At 66.3% G+C, this 11,013-nt stretch carries 11 protein-coding genes and 2 pseudogenes; 6 read left to right on the top strand and 7 right to left on the bottom strand.

Annotation, left to right across the window (positions count from 1 at the left end):
* The first annotated feature begins 98 nt into the window (after positions 1-98).
* The 5 genes from ACFU8W_RS03945 to ACFU8W_RS03965 all read left to right on the top strand — a co-directional run bounded on the left by ACFU8W_RS03945 (position 99) and on the right by ACFU8W_RS03965 (position 3,443).
* A complete protein-coding gene (locus ACFU8W_RS03945) occupies positions 99-287 on the top strand; it encodes a hypothetical protein (RefSeq protein WP_384031993.1) in 189 nt (62 codons plus the stop codon).
* Positions 284-1,504 (top strand): enoyl-[acyl-carrier-protein] reductase FabV, encoded by a 1,221-nt coding sequence (gene fabV, locus ACFU8W_RS03950; protein WP_384031995.1) that lies wholly within the window; start codon positions 284-286, stop codon positions 1,502-1,504. Before ACFU8W_RS03945 ends, fabV begins: the two co-directional genes overlap by 4 nt.
* Positions 1,505-1,893: 389 nt before the next feature.
* Positions 1,894-2,058 (top strand): NUDIX domain-containing protein, encoded by a 165-nt coding sequence (locus tag ACFU8W_RS03955; RefSeq protein ID WP_384031997.1) that lies wholly within the window; start codon positions 1,894-1,896, stop codon positions 2,056-2,058.
* Positions 2,059-2,152: 94 nt separating this feature from the next.
* Entirely contained in the window at positions 2,153-2,353 is a 201-nt protein-coding gene (locus ACFU8W_RS03960; RefSeq protein ID WP_384031999.1) for a hypothetical protein, read from the top strand.
* A gap of 502 nt (positions 2,354-2,855) precedes the next feature.
* Positions 2,856-3,443: an N-acetylmuramoyl-L-alanine amidase gene (locus ACFU8W_RS03965; RefSeq protein WP_384032001.1), complete on the top strand. Its 588-nt coding sequence runs from the start codon at positions 2,856-2,858 to the stop codon at positions 3,441-3,443.
* A 328-nt stretch (positions 3,444-3,771) separates the two neighbouring features.
* Here the strand turns inward: ACFU8W_RS03965 and ACFU8W_RS03970 are convergent.
* The 7 genes and pseudogenes from ACFU8W_RS03970 to ACFU8W_RS04000 form a co-directional block, all read right to left on the bottom strand.
* Positions 3,772-3,909 (bottom strand): annotated as a pseudogene (locus tag ACFU8W_RS03970) (gas vesicle protein); the annotation flags it as partial.
* 17 nt (positions 3,910-3,926) lie between these two features.
* Positions 3,927-4,871: an SRPBCC family protein gene (locus tag ACFU8W_RS03975; protein WP_384032003.1), complete on the bottom strand. Its 945-nt coding sequence runs from the start codon at positions 4,869-4,871 to the stop codon at positions 3,927-3,929.
* Positions 4,871-5,719 carry a histone protein gene (locus ACFU8W_RS03980; protein ID WP_384032005.1) on the bottom strand — a complete coding sequence of 283 codons (849 nt, stop codon included), beginning with the start codon at positions 5,717-5,719 and terminating at the stop codon, positions 4,871-4,873. The genes ACFU8W_RS03975 and ACFU8W_RS03980 overlap by 1 nt, the downstream gene beginning before the upstream one ends.
* Complete coding sequence (locus ACFU8W_RS03985; protein ID WP_384032066.1) at positions 5,649-5,927, bottom strand: gas vesicle protein GvpG; 279 nt, start codon at positions 5,925-5,927, stop codon at positions 5,649-5,651. The genes ACFU8W_RS03980 and ACFU8W_RS03985 overlap by 71 nt, the downstream gene beginning before the upstream one ends.
* On the bottom strand, positions 5,843-6,346 hold the full coding sequence (locus ACFU8W_RS03990; protein WP_384032007.1) for a GvpL/GvpF family gas vesicle protein: 504 nt from the start codon (positions 6,344-6,346) through the stop codon (positions 5,843-5,845). Before ACFU8W_RS03990 ends, ACFU8W_RS03985 begins: the two co-directional genes overlap by 85 nt.
* Before the next feature lie 202 nt (positions 6,347-6,548).
* Positions 6,549-6,788, bottom strand: a pseudogene (gene gvpO, locus ACFU8W_RS03995) (gas vesicle protein GvpO); the annotation flags it as partial.
* Between the two features lie 804 nt (positions 6,789-7,592).
* Positions 7,593-7,793 (bottom strand): CsbD family protein, encoded by a 201-nt coding sequence (locus ACFU8W_RS04000; RefSeq protein WP_384032008.1) that lies wholly within the window; start codon positions 7,791-7,793, stop codon positions 7,593-7,595.
* A gap of 1,867 nt (positions 7,794-9,660) precedes the next feature.
* On the opposite strand from ACFU8W_RS04000, the gene ACFU8W_RS04005 reads away from it, so the two are divergent.
* Positions 9,661-10,914, top strand: coding sequence for a PP2C family protein-serine/threonine phosphatase (locus tag ACFU8W_RS04005; protein ID WP_384032010.1), 1,254 nt, complete (start codon positions 9,661-9,663; stop codon positions 10,912-10,914).
* Positions 10,915-11,013 lie beyond the last annotated feature (99 nt).

Raw genomic sequence — 11,013 nt, forward strand, 5'->3', positions numbered from 1 at the left:
GGTCGGGTGGAGCCACCGTTTCCTCCGTGAAGCCGGCGCGACTACCGCTGCGGTTGCCGTCATGAGGTGCGTCGAACGTCGAACGCAGGCATCCACCGGTGCAGACTGGCGTGGCCGGCCTCGCCCTGCTCGAAATGGTGGAAACTCTCCAAGGTCGCCTCATCATTACTGTTCCCGACGAGGTGACCGCCCGGGTCCGCATGGTCCGAGACTTGCAGGACGCGGTGAGCACTCCGGTGGCCGCCGCGCCCCTGGACATGTCGACCGGCAAGGACAACTGCTCATGACCGAACGTATCGTCAGTTCCCGCTCCCGCGGATTCCTGTTCCTCGACTCACACCCTGCCGGCTGCACCCGGCTTGTCCAGGACATGTGGCAGGCCGTGCCCGATCCGGCGCAGCAGGGGCGTCCGGACGCGGACGAGGCGCCCGTCGCGCTCGTGATCGGCTCGTCCGCCGGGTACGGGCTGGCCGCCACCATCGCAGGACTCGCCAGGGCCGGTATCCGGGGCGTCGGCGTGTCCTTCGAGAAGGCGCCCGGCCGCCGAACCGGAACGGCCGGCTGGTACCGGACTGCCGCAACGGCCGAGTTGGCCGCGAAGCACGGGCGGGACTTCGTGTTCCTCAACGGCGACGCCTTCTCCGACACCCTGAAGGACCAGGTCGCCGACCTCCTCGACGAGCGGTTCGGTGGGAAGCTCGACTACCTCGTCTACTCCGTCGCGGCCCCCCGCCGCACCGACCCCGACACCGGCGTCACGTACGCGTCCGTGCTCAAGCCGATTGGTGAGGCGTACCGCACCAAGACCCTCGTCTTCGACGGCGAGGGGGCACCCGAGGTCACGACAGTCGAGACCGGGCCGGCCGAGGGCGACGACATCGAGCAGACCGTCGCCGTCATGGGCGGCACGGACTGGGCCCGCTGGATCGACCACCTCGCCGGGCGCGACCTGTTGGCACAGGGGTTCGCGACCGTCGCCCTGTCCTACATCGGGTCGCCGCTGACTGCCTCGATCTACCGGCAGGGCACCATCGGTGCGGCCAAGGCCCACCTGGAACAGACCGCCCGGGACCTGAACGACCGGCTCGTCAAGGAAGTCGACGGCCGAGCCCTGACCTCGGTCAACGGGGCCGCCGTCACGCAGTCCAGTACGGCGATTCCCGGCATCGCGCTCTATGTCGGGCTGCTGCGCGGCGTCCTCGGAGACGCCATGGTCCCGCCGATTGCCCAGCTCACCCAGCTCTGGGACCAGCTCACCGGCACCGCTCCCCTCGACGTCGACGACGAGGACCGCATCCGCCTCGACACCTGGGAGCTGACCCCCGCCGTCCAGGAGGCCGTCGCCGAACGCTGGAAGACCGCCACCACCGAGAACATCCCGGCCCTCGCCGCGCTCGACTGGTTCGCCGTCCAGGTGCAGCAGCTCTACGGCTTCGCTGTTCCCGGCATCGACTACTCCGCGCCCGTCGAGACCGACGTTCCTTGGCCTCAGCGCACCACCTGACACCCAGGAGGAACGCGATGAACCCGCGGTGGTGAGTCGTTTGAAGCAGGAGCAGGGGAGCGGCCCACGGAGGTTGAAGGGGACCAGTTCATCACCCGTGCAGGGCGACCGGGCGCTGGTCGGGACGCAGAAATGAGCGCTCTCCAAGTCACCTGCGTACGACCACGGTTGGGCGTCTCGACTGTCCCGCCCGCGGCGCCGGAGAGCTGCCTCTGCTCCTGCCAGGTGCCGATACTGGGCGGCCGATGAGATCACACTGGTTGCGTCATCATTCTGCGCCACGCTGCTGATGCTGGAGGGATCCGGTGGGCAGCGCCGCCGGCGTCGCTTTCCACGGGCCCTGGAAACTGCCCCCCCACGACGAGTACTGAGCCACCCTGCCCAAGCACATGGCCGGGGCCGGAGCGATCACCCACGATGCAGCAGACCGCATCCTGGTGGTCAAGCCGTCTTACCGCAACGGCACCTGGAAGATCCCCGGCGGTGGGCTGGGCGGGGGAGAGGACCCGTTGCACACGGCCAGGCACGAGGTCAAGGACGAGCTGGGCATTTGACCTCGCGCCGGGCCGACTGCTGGTCGTCGTCCGGGTACCGGAGCAGGCCGATGGCCGCCCGCCCCTGGTCAACCACCTCTTCGACGGTGGTCTGATGTCCCAGGGCGAGGCCGTGAACCGATTTCACCTGGACCGGGACGAGCTCGCAGATTGGAGGCTGGCAACCCCCGCCGAGTGGGACACCCTGCTCGCCCCGCACATGGGCCGCCGCCTGCGCGCCTGCTCCCGCGCCCCGGCCGGGGGCAGCACCGTCTACCTGGAGCACGGCTTCGACCCCACTCGTCCCGAGAACTGACGCCGTCGCTTTGTCCCTCCCCGCACCTCACCCAGATGTGGGAAGGGTTCATGCTCGGCCCCTTGGGGGGAGCTGGTAGGTGTGTCGACATGCTCGCCTGACTGCACTAACCCGGCGCGCGCAGCGAACCTCCTATGGCAAAGCTATTGGCCATACGCGCTCCCGCCGTCCCCTCGGCGAAAGACTAAAGAAGGTTTTTCCTGTGCGTTTGTACCGGATAGTACTGTGGGTCACGATTCCTATGGCAGTTCCTCTCATGGCGGCACCGGCCGGGGTGACGACGGCCGGTGCCGTCGGAAGGACGATGCCGGGAGGCCCCCTTTCGGTGTGGCGGGCCGAAGCAGTCCCGGAGCCGGCCATCGAATCCGGGCGGCCGTTCCCAGCGCTCGGAGCGACGGCAGTGGCATTTCCCCATTCAGCGCCTCGGCCCGCCATTGTGTCGCGGACCCAATGGCGGGCCGACGAGACCCAGCGCGACCCCCACGCCCACTACGCGGAAGGGGTGGCGGCGGTCTTCATCCATCACACCGACACTCCCAACGACTACGCCTGCGCGGACGTCCCGCGTACCCTGCGCAATCTGTATACGGGCCAGACCCGTGACCAGCGATGGGGAGACCTCGGCTACAACTTCCTCGTCGACAAATGCGGCACCATTTACGAAGGTCGTGCCGGCGGTGCCGACCGCCCCGTCATCGGCTCCCACACCATCGGGTTCAACCAGGGCACTGTGGGGATTGCGGCGATTGGCACCTTCGGAAAAGGGACGCCAGTGCCCGCAGCCATGGAACATGCGATCGCGGCCCTCGCCGCCTGGAAACTCAGCTTGCGCGGCGTCGACCCCACCAGCAAGGTGCGGCTCACGTCCACGAATGACAAGAGCCGCTACGCGAAGGGCACTTCGGCTGAATTCGACGCCATTTCCGGCCACCGCGACGGCTATGCCACCGATTGCCCGGGTGAGGCGCTTTTCGCCCGACTCCCTGCGATCCGTGGCATGGCTGCCGGCCTCCAGGGCAGGTCCCCACGAGCATCCTCTGGCGCCGAGCTCCCCGCGGCCTTGCAGAGCCTCCACCGCGGCAGCCAGTGACGGTTCATCACGACGCGGTAGACATGAAGTGTGCAGCAGCCTTGCTCACGTTGGGCCTCCGTCTTCCGGCACTGCCGTTGTCGGCCGCGGAAGGCTGCCGACGCTGGTGTTTCCTTCCGGTCGGCTCACGGCGTGCACCTTGACGGCCCACTCGGCATGACCTTCGACACGGTCCAGTGCCTGGCCGAAGCGGCGCGTGCTCCTGTTCCGGGCAGCAAGGGCCCCGACGTCGCCCCGGTACAGCGTGGCGAGCGGGAGAGAGTGAAACAGGCCGCCGACCCGCTGTGGGGGCCGGCGGCGCAATTGGCTTGGGAGTGCGAGGCGGCGCTCATCTGCGCTGTGGTTCCTTCGTCCTGGCCGGTGCGGAATCGGTGTCGGTCTCCAGGGCCTCGACCCTTGCACGCAACTGCTGGTTCTCTTCAGTCAGAGCGTTGTGTGCGGCACGGGAAGACAGCGCCGGATCGGTCTAGTCACCAGGGCTCCTCAACGAGCGGCGTCCTCATATTCGTCCTCGTATTCGTCATATTCGTCCTCCTCGCCGTCCTCCTCGCCGTCCTCCTCGTCGCCCCTCTCCTCGTCCTCGTCCTCGTCCTCCTCGTACTCCTCGTTCTCGGTTTCGTCGTCCTCCAGTCCTTCTTCGTGACTACGGACGACCTCGCCGTCGCGGATCTCTCCGCGCCAGCCCTCGATCTCTTCGTCGGCTGACAGCGTGACGTGGCGGCCGAAGTGCTTCAGGTCGAGGCGCAACCGCCTGCCCTGAGCACGCCACAAATTTCCGGTCTTCTCGAAGAAGCCCGAGGGGTAGTACTCGACCACCAGCACGATGCGCGTGAGGTTCGGTGCCAACTCGTGGAAACTGACGGCGCCTCGCGTACTGCCCTTCGATCCGTTGGACGTCCACACGATCCGATCGTCGGGCACCTGCTCCTGGACCGTCGCATGCCAACTGCGCGCCGAAGGCCCCACCTTCACCTTCCAGTCGGACGCGGTTTCATCGGACTGAGAGACGCTTCGCACGCCCTTGGTGAAGCCGCTGAAGTCCTTGATCTGGGTCCAGTGGTCGTAGACCGTACGCACGGGCAGCCCGACGTCGAGCGTCTCGACGATGTTTGTGACCTTGGTGTTGCCACCGCCACCGCCACCACCAGTGAAGGCTTCCTTGACCTTGCCGATGACCTTGTCCTTGACGCTCTTCGCCTTCGCCGAGACGAGAGCCTTGACCGGTGATTCTCCAGCAAGGATGCGGGAAAGCCCACCGCCCTCGACAGTGTCGGAGAGCTGGTCGGTCAGATCGGCGACCTTGTCGCCGGCCTTGCTCATCCATTCCTGTGCCTGGGCACTCAGGTAAGAGGCGAGTTCGTCCTTGAGCTGGTCGAGTCCCGAGCCGCGTTCTTCCTGGTCCTGCCCCTGGTGTGCAGCCACAGCCATCACCGCCCCTGCCTGGAACGCGAGGGCGTTCTGCTGGAAGTGGATCGCTTGGACGCCGTCTTTTTGGCCGCCGTCTTCTTCGATGGAGCCCGCTTGGTCGGGGCTGTCTTCTTGGCCGCTGCCTTCCTCGCCGGGGCCGTTTTCTTGGCCGCTGTTTTCTTGGCCGGCGACTTCTTGGCCGCTGCCTTCTTCGCGGGGGCGGTCGTCTTTGCTGCAGCTGTTTTCTTGGCTGGCGCTGTTTTCTTGGCCGCTGTCTTCTTGGCCGGTCGATGCCTCGGGGCGCGAGTCTTCTCCGCAGGTGCGGAGGGGCGTGACGTGCGCTTTCGGCCTTCACCGCGCCGACGCGCGGGCCCTGAGGGTTCCGGCTCCTCCTGCTCGGCTCCTTCTCCCTCTTCTTCTTCTTCTTCAGGTTCCTCCTCTTGTTCTTCTTCGCCCTCCAGCTCCTCCTCGTATGGTTCTTCTTCCTCTTCCTCTTCCTCGTAAGGTTCCTCTTCGTCCTGGTACCGCTCGTCCTCGTCGTACTTGTCTTCCCCCTGTGCGGTGAGTGACAGAGTGCGGTCATGCAGCGCATCGGCCAGCGACGCGAGTCTGCGGTCAGCCGCGGCCGCCACGGCCTCGCGACCCGCGCTCATGAATTCGCCCCTGACCTGGTCGGTCAGCTCGGCGAACTGGGGGTTCTCGTTCAGTTTCTGCAGCCCTTGGGCGAGCATGTCCTTGGGTGTCAGCCCGAACTGGCGCCCAGCCAGATAAGAGCCGACTGTGAAGGCCAGCTTGGCCTTACGCGTCCTCCCGAGGACGTATCCGCCTGCGATCGCCGCTGCCAGAGCGATCTTTGTACTTTCGTTCATGATCTTCTTCCTTCAAGTTGCGGGGCGGGGCGGAAGACGAGCGTCTCTCGAGAAGATCAAGCAATCGCTCCTCCTCTCTTTCGAACTGCTCCTCGTCGATTTCACCGCTGTCGAGCGCTCGGTTCAGCGCGCAGAGCTGCGCCCGGATGGCCGACGGGTCATGCAGTTCTTTGGCCGCCGCATCGACGAGCCGTTCGGAGGTCCAGATGACATCCCGAACCGGCGCACTTGTTTGTCCTCACGGACAAGATCCGCGAGCGAGTCCTCCGACGGCATGGCCTCGAGGTTCATCTCGACCTGACCGTCGACCCTCTCCAGAGCAGCCAGGTACTCGTCCCGCCGGGCCACAGCTCCGGCCAGGACGGTGTTGTCGTCCGGCGAGACCACTCCGAAGTGCATGGGAAGTACGGGACCATGGAGGGAGAGGTTCTCCAGAAGAGCCTGATGGGCCATCAAGTCACGCCGCCGGGCTCGCAGATGTGTGGGTGCCACACCGAACACCGCCGTGAGGCCGGTCCGAGTCAGCAGCCTGACTGCGGCTGCGCTGCCTCCGAGTCCGAGGCCGGCGGCGGGCGGAGGGTGCCCCGCTCCGGTGAAGGCGTACACGTACACGCCTGTGGAGTCCATCGGTCACTCTTCCTCTGCTGTGCTACGGCTTCGGGCCCGGGGCCTTTCGCCGGCGCGACGCGGAGCACTGCGGCGACGAGGCCGCGTTTTTTTCCGCCCCCTCTTCGGCCTCGTCGCCGATGCCCAAGGGCTCCTTGACCTTTCCGCCGATGGACTTCGCAGCCCTCTTCGCTCCGGACTTCTCTGCGCTCTTGGCGTTCCGCTCGAACTCCACCTCGTACGTGGCAAGCAGGCTGGTCGTGTCGGGGATTCGGGCCACCTCCAGGACGTCCACGCTGACTCGCCAACCGCCGTCGGCGGATCGGGACACGGCGGAGACCCCCTCGGCAGGGTGGTCGATCAGCCTGGCCAGGCTCCGGCGCGCGTCCTGAGCAGCGTCCTCCGCGCCCCGGAGCTTGTCGGCTCCCGAGGAGGCGGATCGTGAGCTGGGGCGGGGCGCCGTACGGGTTCCTCTGGCATGCCACGAGTCTGTGCACGACTGGTGGAAGGTGCGCGCGGGAGGTGACCGAACGGGTGGCGAGTGGCGCGTCCGTGTCAAGTGATCCGCCTGCCGCTGAGTGGCCGCGGCTGGCGCGAAGTCTCGGCAGCACCCAGGCGTGCGGATCCGCTTCCTTGAGGTGGTAAAGCGACCGTTGTGCGGCGTCCTCGCGCAAGGCCACAGTTCGCCGTGTAGCTGCAGAAGGTGAGACACGCCGTGGGTGGACCGGTTCGACGAGGAGGGGCGCGAGAGTGCTTTCCGCGCATTCCGTGTGCTTAACGTCTGCCCGCGGCGTGTCCAGGAAAATGTCCTCAAGGCAGGCATGCAACGTCAGACGAGTCGGATCCCATTCCAACCTTGCATCCACTTCGGCGAAGCCGCGATAGTGAAGCTCGTAGCAGATGTGCAACGCAAGTTGTAGATCGTCACTATACGGTTCGCCTTTCCTCATCCATCTCGGGCTTGGCAATTCTCCAAGCCAATTCAAGTATGTGAGGACTGATTCAGTGAACTCGCCGCGTGCCTGCGGCAGATTCGGGTACTTTTCGGAGGTGTCCAGGTTCTCCGTTTACCCGGACGACTGGAAGGTAACTCTTCGGGAGGCTCAGATCTATTTCTTCGACGACGGCGTCGTCGATATCCTGGATCCGGCGACCCGCGTTGGGGTCGAGAGAGCTGGTATGTGTCGCCACGTCAGGACTGTGTCGGAGCGTCCTGATCTTCGAAGCCCGAATCCCCCGCCGCAGGACGGGGGCTCGCTTTCTCAGGTCACTCGTCATCGGTGATGAGCGGGTCTTTCAGGCCGGACTTCCCAGGAATGTTCTTCCGGGTGTCATCCAATGCTTCCTTGGCCCGGCCCTTGGCTTGCTCGGCTTTTCCTTCGGCTACCTTGGCGCGGTCGCCGGTCATCTTGCCCATTGCTTCCTTGGCTTTGCCCTTGATCTTGTCCTTGCCGCTACCGCCAGTCACTGCGTGCTCCTTGCGTGGATGTGCCTTTGCTCTGTCAAGCTAGGTCACGGCTGGGCGAGTCGCACGGCGGTGGGGGACCGGCGTCCGCGGTTACGCACGAGTGCCCAGCGCTTTTCATAACGGGTCCTGCCCCGGACTCGACCGTCCATGGGTGCAGCAATGGCTCCAGCCCGGAAGCTGAGGCTATTCGAGGCTGTCGGCTACTACCAGGTCGCCGCACCCCGTCTTGTCGTTGCATCTCGAGCCGATCCGTCTCTGGCGACCACTCACGGTGACGACGAACGCCGCTCAAGATGAGACCACGAGATGCGCGGCGCGAGCCCGGGGTGCCTCACTCGGCCAGGCGGAAGGCAGTGATGCGCAGCCTGCTGCCGCCCGTTTCCGTGTGCCCGTAGCGCCTGATCCAAGGGCTGCCCGGTAACCCCTGATGGGTCAGCGCGCGGCGTCGGACCCGGTGCATCGCAAGGCGCAGGGACGTCCTCGTACTGGGCGAATTCGGGCGTTCGACAACGCGGCGAGGTGCCGTACCTGCGCCCGCCGGGGATTACGGGACCTCAGTCCGGGGGCCACCGGTGCGCTGGGCTGCCTTGCCACTCCACCCACCGAGGATCGTCAAGCACTTCTTCCGGGTCGGACAGGCCGGCGCCCTCAAGGAACGCGACCAGATCGCGATCGGAGTGTGCCAGCCCGAGGACCTCGTCCCTACCGGTTCGATGCACACTTACTATCCGCCCGCCCGTGGGGGACGGCGTATGCACGGTGATCAACGCCGCGGTCATGCAACCAGAATGCCGCTGTTCTCCCCGCGCCGCAGGTCGACCTGGTCGAAGTGCCGCGCGTGCTTCTTGATCAAGTCGATCAAGAGACGCTGCAGGCGAGTGCGGATCGGGGCTTCTCGGCGGTTGAGCCTCCACTCACGGCCGCCTCGCGCGTGCGGTCCGCTCCACCGCATCCTCGGCGAAGGGACCCGTCGGGCCTGCTGAAAGAGTGGGTGATCAGTACACCGAACCCGTCGAAGAGCACCAGGGCCGTCAGGACGACTCCTTGCTCCCAGCTTCGTGAACCTGCCGCCAGGCGCTATCACAGGCATCCTGAGATTGCGTACACCATCGGGACGGTGCACCCGGTCACTGATGGGTGTTTGCCGGGACTGCGAGCCAATGCGGAGGAGCACGGCCATGAGCGATCATTCGCTTCTCGGGCCGAAGACGAGGAGCGGGACGCGGAGAAGACGAGCCCGGGGTTCGCGCGGCGCAGCGGCTGCACCGATGCGGTGCATGGCGTGCAGCGTGAGCCTCCTCGCAGACATAGGGAGCCTGGGAGGAGGACGGGAAGAACCGACAGTCTGAGGCGTAACACCACGGCTGAGGATCCCTCCCTTCCGGCAGACGAATCTCCACCGGCTCCGTCAGCCATCGGGCTCCAGGGTTTGTCGGGACATTCACGGCTGAAGGCAACCGGAGATCAACGAACAGACCACCTCGTCTGGCCGCTCAGCGGCGCGCACGGCCTCCGACTGTGCACGGCCGCGGCGCGTGAAACGTCGGCAGGTGACGTGAAAACCATGGTGGAGGCTTGCCGCTGAATGTCTTTCACAAGGCCGGTCATGGTCCTTTCACACAGGGAGCGTCCTTGACGCTAAACGCTCCTGAGCGTGGGGGAGTCCCTGGAATTGGTCGGACTCCCTCCGGTTGGGCTACCGGATGTCCGCGACCCGGGCTCCGTCGACGTCGGCCCCGAAGCCGATCTGCATGCTGACCGGCCTTCCCCCGACACCGGCAGGCCGTCAGTCAGGAAAGACGGGCGTCGGAAGGGCGCAGGACTCATCGTTGGGGCGACGTGGGGCGGTGGCCACAGGACGGACGGAATGGGAGAGAGCGTGACGACACCGCGGATCGACTACCAGGCGCTGTTCGCCGCCACGCCCAGCCCCTATCTGGTGCTCGGTCCCGACCTGGTGATCATTGACGTCAACCGGGCGTATCTGACAGCGACCGGCCGCACTCGCGAGGATCTGGTCGGGGAGTACGTCTTCGACGCCTTTCCTGACAACCCTGCAGATCCGAACGCCGACGGGGTGCGGAATCTGAACGCGTCCCTGCGCAGGGCCCTGAGCTCCCGGGAGCCGGACACGATGGCGGTGCAGAAGTACGACATCCCGGTCATGGATAAGCCCGGCGTGTTCGAGGAACGGTGGTGGTCCCCGATCAATACCCCTGTGCTCGGGCCGGACGGGCAGGTGGCGTGGATCATCCACCGGGTGGAGGACGTGACTGCGTTCGTACTGTCCCATCCTTCCCGCTCCAGAGAAGGCGGGGGGCTCGCCCAGTGGGAGGAGATGGAAGCCGAACTGTACGCTCGGGCCCGTGAGCTCCAGGGGTTGAACGAGGAACTGCGCCAGGCCCACGCCCGCGAACGCCAGGTCGCCGTCACCTTGCAGGAGGCCATGCTTCACTCGCCCGACCTGGCCGGGCATGATGATGTCGCGGTGCGCTACCTGCCCGCTGCCGGATCTCTGAACGTATGCGGTGACTGGTACGACCTGGTCGACCTGCCCGACGACGGCTTCGCCGTCGCGGTCGGTGACGTGGTGGGCCATGGCTTGGAGGCCGCGGCGGTCATGGGCATGCTTCGCAGCGCGCTGTCCGCCGCAGTCCGGGCCCTTCACGAGCCCGCCAAGGCGCTGGAGGTTCTGGGCCTGTACGCACGCTCCATCGAAGGTGCGCTGACCACCACCGCGGCCCAAGTCGTCGTCGACCCCCACAGCCGCAGAATCGCCTACAGCAGTGCCGGCCACCTCCCGCCGGTCCTGGTGCACCACGACGGCACCATCGAGCTGCTCGACCAAGCCACCGACCCACCGTTGGGAGCCCGCCCCAAACACCTACCTGGTCCCCAGGCCGAGCTGTCCTACACCCCCGGCGATACCCTCGTGCTCTACACCGACGGCCTCGTCGAACGCCGTGGCGAGGACATCGACGCCGGCCTGCACCGCCTCACCGACGCACTCGGCCGCTATGCCCGCCTCGGCCCCGAACGCGTCGCTGACGCCGTGCTCGCCCGCCTCGGCGTCAGCGCCGGCGCCCGCGACGACATTGCCTTGATGGTCCTCCGCCTCTAGCTTGATCTTTAACCTCGGAGGTCGAACGGCTCCTCGTACTTGATCACTCGGACTGGCAACCGCCTTACACGAGGGCGGCCTTCGGCCGAGCATGTGATC

Source organism: Streptomyces sp. NPDC057565 (genome assembly GCF_042801455.1).
GTDB classification, from domain to species: domain Bacteria; phylum Actinomycetota; class Actinomycetes; order Streptomycetales; family Streptomycetaceae; genus Streptomyces; species Streptomyces yanii.